The organism is Rhodoferax sp. (genome assembly GCF_030653815.1).
Taxonomy (GTDB): Bacteria; Pseudomonadota; Gammaproteobacteria; order Burkholderiales; family Burkholderiaceae_C; genus Rhodoferax.
The window spans coordinates 148,856-165,498 of sequence record NZ_JAURYQ010000037.1 but is presented as its reverse complement, the minus strand read 5'-3'; the positions used below and the strand labels follow the sequence as shown (position 1 = coordinate 165,498).

Annotated in this window: 17 protein-coding genes; 2 read left to right on the top strand and 15 right to left on the bottom strand. The window is 61.4% G+C overall.

Annotated features, from left to right (window positions below; translation table 11 throughout):
* Positions 1-11 precede the first annotated feature (11 nt).
* The 11 genes from bamB to Q7U49_RS13990 form a co-directional block, all read right to left on the bottom strand.
* Positions 12-1,148, bottom strand: coding sequence for an outer membrane protein assembly factor BamB (gene bamB, locus Q7U49_RS14040; RefSeq protein WP_370654013.1), 1,137 nt, complete (start codon positions 1,146-1,148; stop codon positions 12-14).
* Between the two features lie 5 nt (positions 1,149-1,153).
* Complete coding sequence (locus Q7U49_RS14035) at positions 1,154-1,834, bottom strand: tetratricopeptide repeat protein (RefSeq protein WP_304764948.1); 681 nt, start codon at positions 1,832-1,834, stop codon at positions 1,154-1,156.
* A gap of 12 nt (positions 1,835-1,846) precedes the next feature.
* On the bottom strand, positions 1,847-3,133 hold the full coding sequence (gene hisS / locus Q7U49_RS14030) for a histidine--tRNA ligase (protein ID WP_304765224.1): 1,287 nt from the start codon (positions 3,131-3,133) through the stop codon (positions 1,847-1,849).
* A 35-nt stretch (positions 3,134-3,168) separates the two neighbouring features.
* Positions 3,169-4,440, bottom strand: coding sequence for a flavodoxin-dependent (E)-4-hydroxy-3-methylbut-2-enyl-diphosphate synthase (ispG, locus tag Q7U49_RS14025; protein WP_304764946.1), 1,272 nt, complete (start codon positions 4,438-4,440; stop codon positions 3,169-3,171).
* Entirely contained in the window at positions 4,440-5,276 is an 837-nt protein-coding gene (locus Q7U49_RS14020) for a helix-turn-helix domain-containing protein (RefSeq protein WP_304764944.1), read from the bottom strand. Before Q7U49_RS14020 ends, ispG begins: the two co-directional genes overlap by 1 nt.
* Complete coding sequence (pilW, locus tag Q7U49_RS14015; RefSeq protein WP_304764942.1) at positions 5,269-6,096, bottom strand: type IV pilus biogenesis/stability protein PilW; 828 nt, start codon at positions 6,094-6,096, stop codon at positions 5,269-5,271. The genes Q7U49_RS14020 and pilW overlap by 8 nt, the downstream gene beginning before the upstream one ends.
* Entirely contained in the window at positions 6,093-7,241 is a 1,149-nt protein-coding gene (rlmN, locus tag Q7U49_RS14010; protein ID WP_370654012.1) for a 23S rRNA (adenine(2503)-C(2))-methyltransferase RlmN, read from the bottom strand. The genes pilW and rlmN overlap by 4 nt, the downstream gene beginning before the upstream one ends.
* Before the next feature lie 8 nt (positions 7,242-7,249).
* Positions 7,250-7,675, bottom strand: coding sequence for a nucleoside-diphosphate kinase (ndk, locus tag Q7U49_RS14005; RefSeq protein WP_304764938.1), 426 nt, complete (start codon positions 7,673-7,675; stop codon positions 7,250-7,252).
* Positions 7,676-7,776: 101 nt separating this feature from the next.
* The gene (locus Q7U49_RS14000; RefSeq protein WP_370654011.1) at positions 7,777-8,928 is read right to left on the bottom strand and encodes a pseudouridine synthase; all 1,152 of its coding nucleotides are present in this window, start codon (positions 8,926-8,928) and stop codon (positions 7,777-7,779) included.
* Entirely contained in the window at positions 8,925-9,551 is a 627-nt protein-coding gene (gene scpB / locus Q7U49_RS13995; RefSeq protein ID WP_304764936.1) for an SMC-Scp complex subunit ScpB, read from the bottom strand. The genes Q7U49_RS14000 and scpB overlap by 4 nt, the downstream gene beginning before the upstream one ends.
* Positions 9,552-9,681: 130 nt before the next feature.
* Entirely contained in the window at positions 9,682-10,686 is a 1,005-nt protein-coding gene (locus Q7U49_RS13990) for an RluA family pseudouridine synthase (protein ID WP_370654010.1), read from the bottom strand.
* Positions 10,687-10,700: 14 nt separating this feature from the next.
* Here Q7U49_RS13990 and Q7U49_RS13985 point away from each other — a divergent pair, with 14 nt between their 5' ends.
* Both Q7U49_RS13985 and Q7U49_RS13980 read left to right on the top strand, forming a co-directional pair.
* Positions 10,701-11,507, top strand: a complete 807-nt coding sequence (locus Q7U49_RS13985) for an outer membrane protein assembly factor BamD (RefSeq protein ID WP_304764934.1) — start codon at positions 10,701-10,703, stop codon at positions 11,505-11,507.
* Between the two features lie 4 nt (positions 11,508-11,511).
* The gene (locus tag Q7U49_RS13980; protein WP_304764933.1) at positions 11,512-12,276 is read left to right on the top strand and encodes a PP2C family serine/threonine-protein phosphatase; all 765 of its coding nucleotides are present in this window, start codon (positions 11,512-11,514) and stop codon (positions 12,274-12,276) included.
* A gap of 11 nt (positions 12,277-12,287) precedes the next feature.
* Here Q7U49_RS13980 and Q7U49_RS13975 read toward each other — a convergent pair whose 3' ends face one another.
* The 4 genes from Q7U49_RS13975 to odhB all read right to left on the bottom strand — a co-directional run bounded on the left by Q7U49_RS13975 (position 12,288) and on the right by odhB (position 16,636).
* The gene (locus tag Q7U49_RS13975) at positions 12,288-12,680 is read right to left on the bottom strand and encodes a hypothetical protein (protein ID WP_304764931.1); all 393 of its coding nucleotides are present in this window, start codon (positions 12,678-12,680) and stop codon (positions 12,288-12,290) included.
* Complete coding sequence (gene zapE / locus Q7U49_RS13970; RefSeq protein ID WP_304764929.1) at positions 12,677-13,774, bottom strand: cell division protein ZapE; 1,098 nt, start codon at positions 13,772-13,774, stop codon at positions 12,677-12,679. The genes Q7U49_RS13975 and zapE overlap by 4 nt, the downstream gene beginning before the upstream one ends.
* A gap of 72 nt (positions 13,775-13,846) precedes the next feature.
* Positions 13,847-15,274: a dihydrolipoyl dehydrogenase gene (lpdA, locus tag Q7U49_RS13965; RefSeq protein ID WP_304764927.1), complete on the bottom strand. Its 1,428-nt coding sequence runs from the start codon at positions 15,272-15,274 to the stop codon at positions 13,847-13,849.
* Between the two features lie 84 nt (positions 15,275-15,358).
* Entirely contained in the window at positions 15,359-16,636 is a 1,278-nt protein-coding gene (odhB, locus tag Q7U49_RS13960) for a 2-oxoglutarate dehydrogenase complex dihydrolipoyllysine-residue succinyltransferase (RefSeq protein WP_304764925.1), read from the bottom strand.
* Between the last annotated feature and the right edge of the window lie 7 nt (positions 16,637-16,643).

Here is a 16,643-nt window from a genome sequence, read left to right as displayed (position 1 = left end):
AAAGATCAGTTTTATTCAGGCTGGAAGCCGTAGACACCACCATTGCGCGTCACCACCACCAGGGTGCCTGCCGCGACCACCGGCGTGACCTCGATGGCCGAACCATCGGTCGACAAACGGGTCAGCGGCGTGCCGTCAGCGCGTGACAACAAGTGCACCAGCCCCGTGGCATCGCCCATCACCACCGAGCGGCCCAACACCAGCGGCGCGCTCAGCTTGCGGTAAAGCAGCCGGTCGGATGTCCAGACCGGTTGACCGTTGGCACGCTGCCAGGCCAGCACCCGGCTGTCGCTTTCAACCCCGTACACCTGCGCGTCGTCACCATGCACGCCCACGGCACCGGCGGCCACACGTTTCCAGATCACGCTGCCGCGCAGCGCATCGACGCAGCCCACCGCAGACTGAAAAGCACGCACACACAGCTCGTTGCCGTTGCGGCTGAAGCCGCCGACCAGATCGACCAGGCGTTCAATGTCGTTGGTGCCGCGCGGCGCGGCCAGGGTGGCGTCCCACACGGTATTTCCGTTCACAGGATTCATACCCACCAGATGGCCGGACAGTCCTGCCACCAGGGTGTTGCCCACCGCCGTCAAAACGCCCGCCTGGCGCAACACCAGGGCTTCACCGGGGCGTTGCTGCTGCCAGAGCTTGCGTCCGCTGCTGGCATCAAAGGCCGCCACGCTACGATCAGCAGCCAACACAAAGACACGCTCGCCGGCCACCAGCGGTGCAGTGAACACCTGCGCTGTCAGACCGGCACGCCAGCGCACCTGGCCCGCTTCGAGCACCACCAACTCGTTGGCACGCGTGACCACCGCGCTGAAACGACCATCACTGCCGACACCCGCGGCGATGGGTCCACCCACCTCGGTACGCCACAACACGGCGCCGCTGCGCGCATCAAGCGACAGCACGGCACCGTCATTGCCGGCAAGCGCCACGGTTTGACCCGTCACCTTGGCCTGCAAGGGAAAGTCAACCGGGGCGATTTTGCCGGTCCAGGCCGTGCGCACGCCCAGCAAGGCCGGATTGGCTCCCAGGTCGGCTGGTTTCAGGGCATCAGAACCACTGGCACAGGCCGTCAAGGCACCGACCAGTGCAAGGACCACGACGCGACGCACGCTGGCCAAGGAACACATATTTGCCATGATTTTTACTTTCCGGCCGCAGTGGCCACGACTTGATCTTGAGGTCCGACATCCACCCCCAGGGCGTTCAACTTGACCTCCACCAGACGACGGTACTCGGTACGCGGGTCAAACAGACGGTACGACTTTTCATATTCGGCCAGCGCCTTGGGCTTGTCACCCTGCAACATGAAAACATCGCCCTTGCGGTCTGCCACCAGGGCTTCAAAACTGGCAGGGTGGCTCGTGTTCAACAACTTCAAAGCCTCGTCGAAATTTTTCGATTCCATCGCAATGGCAGCCAGGCGCAAGCGCGCCAAAGCCTGGTAGCCCGCGTCGGACGACTGTTCAGCCACCCAGGCCAACGCGGCTTTGGCCGCATCAGGCTTGCCCAGCGTGACGTACTGACCGGCCACCAGCAGGCCCGCCTGCTGCGCATAGGCGGTGGATGAAAATTTGTCCTTCATGTCGCTGAACACGCGGTCCATACGCGCGGCGTCCGCCGCCAGCACGGCGCGATCCACTTCCTCAAACAAGGCCGCTGCCTGCTGGGCCTGGCTACGCTGCCAATACTGGTAAAAATTCCAGCTGGCAAAGGTGCCCATCACCACAATCAGCACCCAGGTGATGGCGTTGCCGTACTGCTTCCAGAAATGCTTGATCTGGTCAAGCTGTTCTTGTTCTTCGAGGTCTAATTGGTTGGCCATAAGGGTATTTCGTTAAGCGACCGATTGTAGGGTGGCGGCCCAGCCCGCCACGTCGGCAAGTGAACGCAGTTGCTGAACAGCGCTGGCGTCACGCAGGGGTTTGACGGTGACCTGGTGGGCCTGGATTTCATCCTGGCCAAAAATCAGGGCAAAGCGTGCGCCACTGGCGTCGGCGCGCTTGAACTGGCTCTTCATGCTGCCCATGGCCTCACCCGTGCTGGTGTGCATCTGCACACTGACGCCCGCTGCGCGCAAACGCTGCAGTGTGGACAACACCAGCGGCAAGTCCCGGGCGTCGGTGACGATGGCATAGGCATCCAGCTGCGGGCCCACATCGGGCAGGCCCGCGCCGCGAGCCAGCGCCAGCACGCGGTCCACCCCCAGCGCCCAACCGACGGCCGGGGCCGGCTTGCCGCCGAGCTGCTCGAACAGGTAGTCGTAACGCCCGCCCGCACACACGGTGCCCTGCGAACCCAGCCGGTCGGTGGTGAACTCGAACACGGTCAGGTTGTAATAGTCCATGCCGCGCACCAGGCGCGGGTTCACGCTGTAGGCCACCCCGTTGGCTTGCAAAATATCGGTCAGCGTCTTGAAGTGCGCCAGCGATTGGGCCCCCAAAAAGTCAAGCAACTTGGGCGCCGCTTCCACCAGCGACTGCATCGCCGGGTTCTTGGTGTCCAGGATGCGCAACGGGTTGCTGTGCAAACGCCGCCGGGCATCTTCGTCGAGCAGTTCGGCGTGTTGTTCCAGGTGCGCAATCAGCGCCTTGCGGTGCTCCAGCCGCTCATGCGCCTGGCCCAGGCTGTTGAGCTCCAGGCGCACATCATCCAGTCCGATCTCCTGCCACAGGGCATGCGCCATCAGGATCAGTTCGGCGTCGACCTCGGGGCCGGCAAAGCCCAGCGCCTCGGCGCCGATCTGGTCAAACTGGCGATAACGGCCTTTTTGCGGACGCTCATGGCGAAACATCGGACCCATGTAGTACAGGCGCTTGCCGCCGTCGTACAGCAGGTTGTGCTCCAGCGCCGCGCGCACCACACCGGCCGTGGCTTCGGGGCGCAGCGTCAACGGGTCGCCGTTGAGCCGATCCTCAAAGCAGTACATTTCTTTTTCGACAATGTCGGTCACCTCACCCAGACCGCGAATGAACAAGGGCGTGCGTTCGACAATGGGCGTGCGGATGTTGCGGTAAGCGTAACGCGCCATCAGGGCGCGCACTTTGGCTTCCAGCCATTCGACAGCCGCCGAGTCAGGCGGCAAGACGTCGTTCATGCCTTTGACGGCAGTCAGTTTTTCAATTTTCGGTGCAGTGGTTTCGGTCATGACAATTCAAATCAGGGCGCAACGGAAGCTGACGCACCAAAACGCTTTTCGACGTAGTTTTCAACAAGGGCCTGGAACTCCTGGGCAATGGACTCGCCGCGCAAAGTCATGCGTTTTTCGCCGTCAATGAAGACCGGCGCAGCAGGTGCCTCACCAGTGCCGGGCAAGCTGATGCCGATGTCGGCCTGCTTGCTTTCGCCAGGACCATTGACGATGCAGCCCATCACGGCCACTTTCATGGTTTCGACCCCCGGATATTTGGTGCGCCAGACCGGCATCTGGGCACGCAGAAAACCTTCAATCTGCTGCGTCAATTCCTGGAACGTGGTGCTGGTGGTGCGACCACAGCCCGGGCAAGCGGTCACGCTCGGCACAAAGGAGCGCAGCTCCAGCGACTGCAAAATCTCGGAAGCAATCACCACCTCCTGGGTGCGCGACTCGCCCGGTTGCGGTGTCAGGGAGACGCGGATGGTGTCGCCAATACCCTCTTGCAGCAAAATGGACAGCGCGGCCGTTGAGGCGACCGCGCCCTTGGTACCCATGCCGGCTTCGGTCAGACCCAGGTGCAGCGCGTACGTGCTGCGTTTGGCCAGTTCGCGATAGACCGAGATCAAATCCTGCACCCCGCTGACCTTGCACGACAGGATGATCTGGTTGGGGTCCAGCCCCAAATCAACCGCCTGCTGGGCCGAATCAAGCGCCGAAGTGATCAAGGCTTCGTACATCACCGGCTTGGCACCCCAGGGCGGGTTGCGGCGGCTATTTTGGTCCATCAAACTGGCCAGCAGTTCCTGGTCCAGGCTGCCCCAGTTGACACCAATGCGCACCGCCTTGTTCCAGCGGATGGCGGCCTCGATCATGGCGCCAAACTGGCGGTCGTGTTTGTCGCCCTTGCCCACGTTGCCCGGGTTGATGCGGTACTTGGACAGGGCCTGGGCGCACTCCGGGTAGTCGGTCAACAGACGGTGGCCGTTGTAATGGAAATCGCCAACCAGAGGCACGTCAATGCCCATGCGGTCGAGTTGCTCACGGATCGGCGCCACGGACTGGGCCGCCTCGGGCGTGTTGACGGTGAGACGCACCAACTCGGAGCCCGCCAGGGCCAGCTCCTTGATCTGGATCGCGGTGCCAATCACGTCCACCGTGTCAGTGTTGGTCATGGACTGCACCCGCACGGGCGCGTCGCCACCGACGGTCACGCAACGGTCACCCCAGACAATGCGTGCCTGGCGTGAGCGGCGCGGCGCCGCAGCCGCCATGGCGATGGGCAGGTTTTCTTGCATTACTTCACCTCAAATCGAGCTACATTGGCTTTGGTCATGGCGCTCACATCCAGACGCTGGCCACGCACGGTGACCGCCACATCGTCGGCACGCCCGAGCACCACCGACAAGGGCAAGGGACCCTGAGAGCGAACCTGTTCCCCGGGAGCCAGGACTCTGCGCAATTGCAATACCCCTTGGGCATCCGTGATTTCGACCCAGGAGGCGCCACGGGACTCAAGCACCAAAACAGCCGCGCTCGTGTCAGCCACAGGCAACGGGGTGCTTGGACGTTCCTGCGCAATGGCAACCGGGCTCTCCGAGGCAGGCAAATCGACAGCAGGCGCCACCCGAATCACTTCGGTCTCGGTCATGGGCAGAGCGCTGGTGGGCATGACGTCAGATTCCTCTTTTTCAGGCAACAGGACAAGCAGCAAGGCCCCGAGCAGCAACAAGGCCACGGCCAGTGCCAAGGGGCTGGTCAAACGACTTTTGAGCGCCTGTCCATAAACGACACCGCTCTCTTTGAACGGTGTGTTGAGGCCGGCATCATCGGTCTTGAAACGCGGCATTTCCGAATGCGGCAAGGCCGCCAGCACCGGCGCGGCGTCGATTTTCAGCACCCGGCAGACGCTGGCGGCCAGCGCCCGCGCGAAAACCAGATCGCCCAGAACCTCATGGCGATCCGACTCGAGCGCTTCAAGCTTGCGCACCGGCACTTTCAGCGTCACGGCCAGGGCGCCAATGTGAAGCCCTTGGGCCTCACGCGCAGCTTTCAATAAAACACCGGCAGTGGCGGGTTCGATGCCCGCATCAGCGGCCTGCAGGACCTGGTCCATGGGAAATTTCTCACTCATCAAATGCGCCGCGCCGGTAAGCGGATGCTTCTTTGGACTGCGGAAAACGTTTTTCCAACTGGGTGGCCAATTGCATCAGTGCCACCCGGTCACTCATTTTGTTTTCAACCTTGATACCCAACCAAAGCGACTCTGCATTGGCCCATTCGCTGTTGTTGAGTCGTCTGATATAAAACTGTGCCCGGGCGAAATCGGCGTTCTGGAACAGCAGGTTGGCCAGGTTGTAGCCGGTGACGGGATTCAAGGCATCGTACTCATAGGCTTTGAGCAGGCTTTGTTCTGCCTCACGCCGTTGCCCTGCCCTGATCTGGCACAGGCCCTGGGCCATGAAGGTCTTGGCGCGCTCACCATAACCGGGGTTGGCCAGCGCCAGCGAAAAATCGGCCATGGCTTCGGGGTAGCGCGCTTGCTGGCACTTCAACCAGCCCAGGTTGTGCAGGATGTTGGGGTCGCGGGGACGCACCGCCAGCGCCCTCAGAAAACTTTCCTGCGCCAGCGGCAGTTCGTTGAGGCGCATGTAAATCAGGCCGCGCAAACTGTAGGCATCGGCAAACGAAGGATCCGCCGCCAGCGCCAGCTTGACCTCGTCAAGCGCGATGTTGGTCTTGCCCTGCTCCAGATAACCCATGGCCAGTTCGACCCGGATGCGGGCTCGTTTGCGGTCGTTGGATTCATCTGAATCGGTGACCAGGTCATCCAGTCCGGCATTGGCCTGACCCGCCGGGCCGTTGGCACAGCCGGCCAAAACACCGGCGCACAGCAGCAGGAGCGACCACCGCGACCAGAAGCCCGGCCTGCGGGACGAGGCAAAACCGCTCATGTATTCACTCCTTCGGGCGGGGGTACTGAAGCCTGGCCAGTGGACACGTGCAGGTTTCTGTTGCGCTCCATGCGCACCATCACCCGGGTGCGGTCCTTGACGTCACCGGCCAGCTGGCCACAGGCGGCATCGATGTCGTCACCCCGGGTTTTGCGGACGGTGGTGGTGATGCCGGCGTCATTCAAAATTTTGGCGAAGGCCTGCACGCGCTCGGGCTTGGAGCGCAGCAGACCGGAGGCCGGGAACGGGTTGAATGGAATCAAGTTGAGCTTGCACCAGGCACCCGGGTGGGCCCGGATGCGCTCGACCAGTTGGCGCGCGCAGGCGTCGGTGTCATTGACGCCGTCGAGCATGCAGTATTCCAAGGTGATGAAGTCACGCGGCGCATGGGCCAGGTAACGATGGCAAGCTGCCACCAGCTGGGCCAAGGGGTATTTCAGGTTCAGCGGTACCAGCGTGTCACGCAATGCGTCATTGGGCGCATGCAAGGACACCGCCAGCGCCACCGGGCAGTCTTGCGCCAACCGGTCGATCATCGGCACAATGCCCGAGGTCGACACCGTGACCCGGCGCCGTGACAAACCGTAGGCGTGGTCGTCGAGCATGACGCGCAGGGCCGGAATCAGGGCGTTGTAATTTTGCAGGGGTTCACCCATGCCCATCATCACCACATTGGAGATCACGCGCTCATCACGTTTCAGATGTTGGCGCAGGAAATGCTCGGCAAACCAGAGTTGCGCCACGATTTCAGCGGTGGTGAGATTGCGGCTGAAACCCTGGTGGCCGGTCGAGCAAAAACGGCAACCGACGGCACAGCCCGCTTGCGACGACACGCACAGCGTGCCGCGATCGGATTCGGGAATAAAAACGGCCTCGACCGCGTTGCCATCACCGACATCGAAGAGCCATTTGATGGTGCCATCAGCCGACATGTGCTGCGACACCACAGGCATCGCCCGGATGTGCGCGACGCCCTTGAGCTTTTCGCGCAGTGATTTGGCCAGGTCACTCATGTCATCAAACTGGCTGGCCCCTTTTTGATGAATCCAGCGAAACAGTTGGACGGCGCGAAAGCGCTTTTCCCCCAACCGTTCACAAAAGACGGCCAAGCCCTCAAGATCGAAATCAAGCAGATTAGCCGTCATGCCCGTCATTAACGCGAGTAAACGTTCATGCCGGCGAAGAAGAACGCAATTTCCACAGCGGCTGTTTCAGGCGCATCCGAGCCGTGCACGGCGTTGGCGTCGATACTGTCAGCAAAATCGGCGCGGATGGTGCCGGGTGCCGCTTTTTTCGGGTCGGTCGCGCCCATCAGGTCGCGGTGCTTCAAGACAGCGTTTTCGCCCTCAAGGGCCTGGATCATGACCGGACCGGAAACCATGAAGTCAACCAGATCTTTAAAGAAAGGACGGGCTTTGTGCACCGCGTAAAAAGCTTCGGCCTCGCCACGCGAGAGGTGGGCCATCTTGGCAGCCACGACCTTCAGGCCAGCGGCTTCAAAACGGGCGTAAATTTGACCGATCACGTTTTTGGCAACGGCGTCGGGTTTGATGATGGAGAGAGTGCGTTCAATAGTCATGGTTTTTCCTGATAAATGGTATTTCTGACCCCTTGGTCAAAGCCTTGGATGTTAACCTGAACGCCGTCCCCTTGACCCGTTCAGGGTGTCAATCAACCGGTTCAGCGACCCTTGCCGACGCGCCGTCCGCCCGAGGACCCGGAACCCGCGCCGCGTTTGCTGCCCTGCTCCTGGCGTTGCCGGTTGTAACTGTCGGCACCAATGTAGCCAAAATTGGTTTTTAGCGGATCGGGCTGCGCGTTGCCGGTAGCGCCGTTGTTGGGCTTGTTGCCGCGTCCGACAGGGGCTCGCCCTACCGGGCGACGACCGCGCAAAGGCGGGCGCGGTGGGCGCTCCCGCGTCATGCCTTCGTCGGCCAGCGGCGCAGACGCCTCCTGGGCAGCCGTGGCGGCAGAATTTCTGGCTTTTTGTGTCAGTGCGTTGATGTCACCGGCGTCAAGCTCCATCCAGGCGCCTCGCTTAAGCCCGCGCGGCAACACCATGGCGCCGTAACGGATGCGAATCAGACGGCTCACGGCATGACCCACGGCTTCGAACATGCGGCGCACCTCGCGGTTGCGCCCCTCGGAAATGGTCACGCGGTACCAGCAGTTCGAGCCCTCGCCACCGCCCTCCTCGATCGAACCGAAGTTGGCCATGCCGTCGTCGAGTTTGACGCCCTCGAGCAGGCGTTTTTTTTCTTCCTGGTTCAGGGCGCCCAGCACCCGCACGGCGTACTCACGCTCGAGACCAAAACGCGGATGCATCAGGTTGTTGGCCAATTCCCCCGAACTGGTGAACAGCAGCAAGCCCTCGGTGTTGAGGTCGAGGCGCCCAACCGACTGCCATTTGCCCTGAAACAGCTTGGGCAGCTTGCGAAAAACGGTGGGGCGGTTTTGCGGATCGTCGTTGGACACGACCTCACCTGCTGGCTTGTGGTACGCAATGACACGGGCCGGGGGCGGCTCGATGCGGAAGCGGATCGGCTTGCCATTGACCTTGACATGGTCGCCAAACTGAACCCGCTGGCCCACGTGCGCGGGCTCGTTGTTGACGGTAATGCGCCCCTCCAGGATCAGTTGCTCCATCTCCAGCCGGGAGCCCATGCCGGCTTGTGCCAACACCTTGTGCAGCTTGGGCGATTCCGGCTGTGGCGGCAGCACCCGCTTCAGGGGCGCGGTGACAACGGTGTCCTCGGCATCAAATTGACCCGAGACCACGTCCTCGAACCGGATGGCGGTGGACTCCGGGGGGCTTGCCTCTTCATGCTTCATCTTGATTCCTTTGACTCCAAATTCGACAACTCATCCACGACGGCCTCAGCCGCAGGGACCTCTGCAGACCAATCCAGTTCCGGCGTCTGGGACAGGGCTTCAAAGACCGCACCGCTCGCCTCCAACAACGGCAACTGGTCCAGCGAGGACAGCCCCAGGTCGTCCAGAAACTGCCGCGTGGTGGCAAAAAGCGCCGGACGCCCGACCGTGTCACGGTGGCCGATCACTTCGATCCAGCCCCGGTCTTCCAGCTGCTTGATCGTCAGCGAATTCACGGTCACGCCGCGAATGTCCTCAATGTCACCGCGCGTGACCGGTTGCCGATAGGCAATGATGGCCAGCGTCTCGAGCGTCGCCCGGGCATACCGGGGTGGCTTTTCCGGATACAGGCGGTCCAGATAAGTCCGCATTTCTGCACAGCTCTGAAAACGCCAGCCACTGGCCAGGGACACCAGCTCGACACCGCGCTGCGACCAGTCCTGCTGCAATTCCGTCAACCACTGGCGAATATCGGCGAGGCTATGCTCCGGGCCCAAAAGAAGCTGCAGGTCGCGCAGAGGCATGGGTTGTTGGGCACAAACCAAGGCGGCTTCGAGAATGCACTTGGCATCCAGCGTTTTCATGGTGTCGTCGTGTCGAAAAAAGATACCCAGGGGCATCAGGACAAAGAATGGAAGGAGCGTATCTGGCCGAAGCTTGATCGGTGACGCAGACGCTGCCCACAGGAACTGGAGCAGACGTTCAAATATGACCTCAATTGTACTTGAGACCCATCGCGCTCAGCGCCGCCAAAAAATCGGCCGGTAGCGGGGCTGAAAAAGACAGGGGCTGACCGGTGATGGGGTGCGCAAAGGCGAGTCGACAGGCATGCAGGGCTTGCCGGCTGATGCCCAGCCCCATGGCGCCACCATACAGTGCGTCGCCCAGCAAAGGGTGTTTGAGCTGCGCCATGTGCACCCTGATCTGATGGGTGCGGCCGGTGTGCAAGGTGCAGTGCACGAGGCAGGCTTGGGTGCCGTTGGACAGCAGCGCAAAATCGGTCCTGGCCGTCTTGCCCGGATGGAGGTTCAAGTCAACCGCCGCCATGCGCAGCCGGTTGGCAGGATCGCGGCCAATGGCGGCATCCACCGTGCATTGGGGCGCACCCGACCAGGCGCCCTGCCCGATCGCCAGGTACTGGCGCTTGACCTCGCGTGCCGCAATGGCACGTACCAGCGCGTCCATCACCGCCCGACTGCGCGCCACCACCATCAGGCCGCTGGTGTCCTTGTCAAGACGGTGCACGATGCCGGCCCGCGGCAAGTCGAAGGCCTGGGCGTCATAGCCCAGCAGCCCGTTCATCAGCGTGCCTGACCAATTGCCCGGTGCCGGGTGCACCACCAGGCCGGCGGGCTTGTTGATCACCAGCACATGCGCGTCCGCAAAAACCACGTCAAGCGCCATGCTTTCCGCCTTGAAGGCCTGGCTTTGCGGCGTGGGACGCAGCTCAATCACGCCCACATCGGAAACCTTGACTTTGTGCGATGGCTTGGTCATGGCCTGGCCGTTGACCAGCACACTGCCGGCTTCGATGAGTTGTTGCAAATAATTACGCGAAAACTCCGGCACCAGGTCGACCAGGGCGCGATCCAATCGCATACCATGCTGGGCGGCCGTAAACACCAGCGGCCGCTGCTCGGCTTGCGACTCCAGCGGCGAGGCGCCATCCAGTTCATCCAGGGACGGGGTGGCCGATATAATCAGGTTTGTTTTTTTCAAGAAAGTCTTTCGCTATGCCTCATGCCAAATTATCTGCCGTCTGCGCCTGGATGTTGGCGGCTGGCGTTGTCTTTCTGAGCGCGTGCTCCACCACCGTCAAAGACCCCACTGCCGAATGGAGTCCCAACAAGATTTACGCCGAGGCCAAAGACGAGCTCAGCAGCGGCGCCTACGACAAGGCGGTCGTGCTGTTCGAGAAACTGGAAGGCCGTGCCGCCGGCACTCCGCTGGCCCAGCAGGCCCAGCTTGACAAGGCCTATGCCCACTACAAGGCGGGTGAGTCGGTGCTGGCCATCGCCACGCTGGACCGTTTCATCAAATTGCACCCTGCCAGTCCGGCCCTTGACTACGCGCTCTACCTCAAGGGTCTGGTCAACTTCAATGACGACCTCGGTCTGTTTTCTGCCCTGACCCGCCAGGACCTGGCCGAACGCGATCAAAAGGCTGCCAAGGATTCTTTTGAAGCCTTCAAGGAACTGGTCAACCGTTTCCCGGACTCGCGTTATGCGCCCGAGGCCAGCCAGCGCATGAATTACATCGTGAATTCACTGGCGCAATCCGAAGTGCACGTGGCGCGCTACTATTTCGAGCGTCGCGCTTACCTGGCGGCCATCAATCGCGCCCAAACCGCCATCACCGACTACCAGGGGGTGCCGGCCCTCGAAGAAGCCTTGTTCATCATGGTCAAGTCCTATGATGCCCTGGGCATGACGGCGCTACGCGACGACACGCAGCGCGTGCTTGAAAAGAACTATCCGCAAACGCCTTACCTGGTGCAGGGCTTCAAATCCAGAAACGACCCGTGGTGGAAGATCTGGTAAGCCCATGACCAACAAAGCCTACCGGCTCACCGCTGCCACCGGGATTCACAAGGGAGATCGCGACTACCAGCAAGACCAGGTGATGGTGCTGAGCCACCCGCGCGCCAAGGGGTGCTTGCTGGCCGTGCTGGCGGACGGTATGGGTGGTCGCAGCGGCGGCCGCAAGGCCTCAGACCAGGTCATGATGACTGCGCGCCAGCTTTTTGAGCGCTACGACCCAGCCTCGGACGACGCCGATGCCATCCTGAAACAATTGCTGAACGAGGCCCACACGGTGATCAAGCTGATCGCCATCTCGGCCGAGCAGGAGCCGCACAGCACGCTGGTTGCCTTTTTATTGAATCCGGGTGGCGACTGTCACTGGATTCACGCCGGCGATTCCCGCATCTACCATTACCAGGGCAAGCAACTGGTCAAGCGCACGCTGGACCACTCTTACGTTCAGCTACTGGTCAACCGCGGCGAGATCACGCCCGAGCAGGCGCAAAATCACCCGAAATCCAACATTCTGGTGGGCTGTCTGGGCTCCGAAAACGCCCCTCCCGTCAGTCTGCATCACATTGCACAGATGCGGGCTGGCGATGTGTTGATGGCCTGCAGTGATGGCGTCTGGCATTACTTCACCGAAGACGAACTTGGTACCGTGCTGGAAGCGCTGGCACCGCGCGAAGCCTCCGAATTCCTGATTGAAAAGGCCCGAGAACGGGCCCGGGGCACCGGCGACAACCTCTCTTTGATAATTGTCAAATTCGAACCCATGCCAAGCTGAGTCCGCAGACTTCACTGCGCGGCGGGTCGCCCTGAAAAAGTGGCCGGTGGGCTTTTTGCCTCACCCAGACTTTTTTCCTCGATTTTCTTGAGTGCTTCAATGGCCTTGGCCTGGCGCTCCATGTCGTTCAGGATGATCTCCTGACGACGCAGAGCATCCAGCAGCGGACGGTTCTTTGCACGCACATCGCGCAGGCAGTCACTCACGGCAAATTTCTGATAACAGGCTGCATTGGCTTGCTCGGTCTCGGCCTGCACTTGTTTGCGTGCATCTTGAATACGCAAACGCTCATCCCGCGCCTGCCATGGGGCTTCCTGCAGCGGTTCTGGCACTACCAGTTGCTGTGCCGCGACCAAGGCCGGTGCCAGCAGGCAAACCAGTCCAGAGAGAGGGTGAGCGCTCATGTCAGGGACGTGTCTACATCGCGCCGACCCAGAGCCAGAAATTCGCCTGACTGCATTTCGTGCAGACGCGACACGGTACGGGCAAATTCATTGGCCATAAGTCCCTCGGTATAAAGTTGGGTTGCAGGTACTGCTGCCGACATGATCAGCTTGACACGGCGGTCATACAGCACGTCCACCAGCCAGGTAAAGCGGCGCGCCTCTGAGGCCATGCGCGGCGCCATTTGCGGCACATCACTGAGCAGCACCGTATGAAACTGGGTGGCAAGTTCCAGGTAATCATTTTGCGAACGCGGCCCACCGCAAAGCGTCTTGAAGTCAAACCACACCAGACCACCCGCCTTGCGCCGGGCGTAAATTTTGCGCGCCTCGATCTGCAGCACCGGATCTTCGTCCTGGGTTTCGGCCAGGCGTTCGAACGCGTCGCGCATGGCGTCCTCAGCCGCGTCACCCAGGGGCGTGTGATAAAGCGCCAACTGCGCCAGCGTTTGTCCGCGGTAATCCGTGCCGTGGTCCACATTGATCACATGAAGATGCTCGTTCAGCAAGGCAATGGCGGGCAAAAACCGATCGCGGTTCAGACCATGAAGGTAGAGGTCATCCGGCTTGAAATTCGACGTGGTCACCAGCCCCACACCGTGTTCGAACAAGGCCTTGAGAAGTCGGTGCAGGATCATGGCGTCGGTGATGTCCGACACATGGAACTCGTCAAAACAGATCAAGCGGTATTTGTCAGCGATGCGCTTGGCCAACAGGTTCAGCGGGTTGGCCGTGCCCTGCATGCTGGCCAGTTCGCGGTGCACCTCGCGCATGAACTCGTGAAAGTGCAGCCTCGTCTTGCGTTTCAAAGGGACGGCACTGTAAAAGCAATCCATCAAAAAGCTCTTGCCGCGCCCGACGCCGCCGTACATGTAGACACCGTGCGGAATGGCGGGCCGGTTGATCAGCTTTTTAAGCGCATTGGAGCGCTGCTCGCGGTACTTGCCCCATTCACGCGAACAGGCTTCAAGGACTTGTACGGCGCGCAACTGCGCCGGGTCCGCGCTGTAACCACGCGCCAGCAGCTCGGCTTGGTAGATTTTTTTGACGGTCACGTGACAACGATCGCAGAAAAAATGACAGCCTGAACTCGGTACTCAAGCCCAGGCAGCCATCTTCGTGCCGACTCAGAAGTTCAGAGTGCGCTTGTCAACCGCCAACGCGGCTTCCTTGGTCGACTCGCTCAAAGAGGGGTGGGCATGGCACACCCGGGCAATGTCTTCACTGCTGGCGCGGAATTCCATCGCCAGCACACACTCGGCAATCAGTTCGCTGGCCATGGGACCCACAATGTGCACGCCCAGAATCTCATCGGTGGTGGCGTCGGCCAGCATCTTGACCATGCCGGTGGTGTCGCCCAGGGCGCGCGCCCGGCCGTTGGCCAGGAACGGAAAGGTGCCGGCCTTGTAAGCCACGCCGTCACTTTTCAGTTGCTGCTCGGTGCGGCCGACCCAGGCGATCTCGGGGCTGGTGTAGATGACCCAGGGAACGGTGTTGAAGTTGACATGACCGTGTTGACCGGCAATGCGCTCGGCCACCGCCACGCCCTCTTCCTCGGCCTTGTGCGCCAGCATCGGGCCGCGCACCACGTCACCCACGGCCCAGACGCCAGGCAGGTTGGTCTTGCAGTCGCCGTCGACCACAATGGCACCACGCTCGTCGAGCTTCAGGCCCACCGCTTCGGCGTTCAGGCCCGTGGTGTTGGGCACCCGGCCAATCGACACGATCAGTTTGTCGACGTCGAGCGTCTGGGCTTCGCCCTTGGCATTGGTCCAGGCCACGCTGACACCTTTTTTACCGACCTTGATGTCACCCACCTTGACGCCGAGCTCGATCCTGAGCCCTTGCTTGACGAAGGCCTTGTGCGCTTCCTTGGCGATTTGCTGGTCGACCGCACCCAAAAAATCTGGCAACCCTTCCAGAATGGTGACCTCGGAACCCAGGCGGCGCCAGACCGAGCCCATCTCCAGGCCAATCACGCCCGAGCCAATCAGACCCAGCTTCTTTGGCACGTCGGTCAGCGCCAGCGCGCCTTCGTTGGACAACACCATGGTTTCGTCAAACGCTGCACCGGGCAGCGCACGGGCATTGGACCCGGTAGCCACAATGATCTGCTGACCGACCAGGGTTTCTTCGGCGGCACCGGCGACCTTGATCTCGTAGCCACCGTCCACCGCTTTCACAAACGAGGCACGACCGTGGAAGAAGCTGACCTTGTTCTTCTTGAACAGGTACAGGATGCCGTCGTTGTTTTGCTTGACCACGGCGTCCTTGCGCGCCACCATCTTGGCGGCGTCCATGCTCAGACCCTTGACCGTGATGCCATGGTCGGCAAAGTGGTGGCTCGCCTGCTCGAAATGCTCGCTCGACTGCAGCAGTGCCTTGCTCGGAATGCAACCCACATTGGTGCAGGTGCCACCCGGTGCCGGGCCACCCTTGGCGTTTTTCCACTCGTCGACACAGGCCACGTTTTTGCCCAACTGGGCAGCGCGAATGGCGGCAATGTAGCCACCCGGGCCGCCACCGATCACGATCACATCAAATTGCTTGCTCATACATATTCCGTTCTTTGAATCAAAAAAACCCACCCTCTGCAGGCAGCGTCAACCGCGCCAGCAGGGTGGGTCGAACCATGTGGATCAGATATCGAAAAGCAGACGTGCCGGATCCTCCAGTGCCTCTTTCATGGCCACCAGGCCCAGCACTGCTTCGCGGCCGTCGATGATGCGGTGGTCGTAGCTCATGGCAAAGTAGTTCATCGGGCGCACCACCACCTGGCCGTTTTCCACCATGGCGCGGTCTTTGGTGGCATGCACACCCAGGATGGCGCTTTGCGGCGGATTGATGATGGGGGTGGACATCATGGAGCCAAAGGTGCCGCCATTGCTGATCGAGAAGGTGCCGCCGGTCATTTCTTCCATGCCCAGCTTGCCGTCACGTGCCTTGGTGCCGAATTCGGCAATCTTTTTCTCGATGTCGGCAAAACTCATCTGGTCGGCGTTGCGCAGAATCGGCACCACCAGGCCACGGGGTGAACCCACCGCGATACCGATGTCAAAAAAGCCGTGGTACACGATGTCGGTGCCATCCACCGAGGCGTTGAGCACCGGGAATTTTTTCAGGGCATGCACGGCTGCCTTGACAAAGAAACTCATGAAGCCCAGTTTGACCCCATGCTCTTTCTCGAAGCGGTCTTGCATGCGCTTGCGCATCTCCATGACTGGCGCCATGTTGATCTCGTTGAACGTGGTCAGGATGGCGTTGGTGGACTGCGATTGCAGCAGACGCTCGGCCACACGGGCGCGCAGGCGGCTCATGGGCACGCGCTGCTCGGGGCGGCCTTGCAGCGATGCCGCGAGGCTGCTGGCCGGCGCCGCCACCTGAGCCAACAAAGGTGCAGCCGGTTTGGCTGCGGGCATGGCAGGCGCCACAACCGCCTTGGGAGCAGCCACTGCGGCCAGTACATCGCCCTTGGTCACACGGCCGTCCTTGCCAGTGCCGGCCACGGAGCCTGAAGCCAACTGGTTGTCGGCCATCAGCTTGGCCGCCGCAGGCATGGCCACGCCGGCCATGGAGCCACCAGCCGGAGCCGCCGCAACAGCCGCAGCAACCGGAGCCGCGGCCGCAGCCATGGCCGCCACCACAGGTGCCACGGGTGCCGGGGCACCCGCGACAGCCTCGGTGTCGATGCGCGCGATCAACTGCTCGGCTGCAACGGTCGTGCCATCGGGTTCAATGATTTCGACGATCACACCTGCCGAAGGTGCGGGCACTTCCAGCACGACCTTGTCGGTTTCGACGTCGATCAGGATCTCGTCCACAGCGACAGCGTCGCCGACTTTTTTCTTCCACTGCAACAGGGTGGCTTCAGCCACGGATTCAGACAGTTGCGGGACTTTGACTTCTACGATTGCCATGACAATT

Coding starts and splice junctions, on each gene's coding strand:
- bamB (WP_370654013.1), bottom strand. CDS start 1,148: ATGGCAAATATGTGTTCCTTGGCCAGCGTGCGTCGCGTCGTGGTCCTT.
- Q7U49_RS13980 (WP_304764933.1), top strand. CDS start 11,512: ATGACCAACAAAGCCTACCGGCTCACCGCTGCCACCGGGATTCACAAG.
- odhB (WP_304764925.1), bottom strand. CDS start 16,636: ATGGCAATCGTAGAAGTCAAAGTCCCGCAACTGTCTGAATCCGTGGCT.
- scpB (WP_304764936.1), bottom strand. CDS start 9,551: ATGAAAACGCTGGATGCCAAGTGCATTCTCGAAGCCGCCTTGGTTTGT.
- Q7U49_RS14000 (WP_370654011.1), bottom strand. CDS start 8,928: ATGAAGCATGAAGAGGCAAGCCCCCCGGAGTCCACCGCCATCCGGTTC.
- rlmN (WP_370654012.1), bottom strand. CDS start 7,241: ATGACGGCTAATCTGCTTGATTTCGATCTTGAGGGCTTGGCCGTCTTT.
- Q7U49_RS13985 (WP_304764934.1), top strand. CDS start 10,701: ATGCCTCATGCCAAATTATCTGCCGTCTGCGCCTGGATGTTGGCGGCT.
- ndk (WP_304764938.1), bottom strand. CDS start 7,675: ATGACTATTGAACGCACTCTCTCCATCATCAAACCCGACGCCGTTGCC.
- ispG (WP_304764946.1), bottom strand. CDS start 4,440: ATGCAAGAAAACCTGCCCATCGCCATGGCGGCTGCGGCGCCGCGCCGC.
- pilW (WP_304764942.1), bottom strand. CDS start 6,096: ATGAGCGGTTTTGCCTCGTCCCGCAGGCCGGGCTTCTGGTCGCGGTGG.
- Q7U49_RS13975 (WP_304764931.1), bottom strand. CDS start 12,680: ATGAGCGCTCACCCTCTCTCTGGACTGGTTTGCCTGCTGGCACCGGCC.
- Q7U49_RS14020 (WP_304764944.1), bottom strand. CDS start 5,276: ATGAGTGAGAAATTTCCCATGGACCAGGTCCTGCAGGCCGCTGATGCG.
- Q7U49_RS14035 (WP_304764948.1), bottom strand. CDS start 1,834: ATGGCCAACCAATTAGACCTCGAAGAACAAGAACAGCTTGACCAGATC.
- lpdA (WP_304764927.1), bottom strand. CDS start 15,274: ATGAGCAAGCAATTTGATGTGATCGTGATCGGTGGCGGCCCGGGTGGC.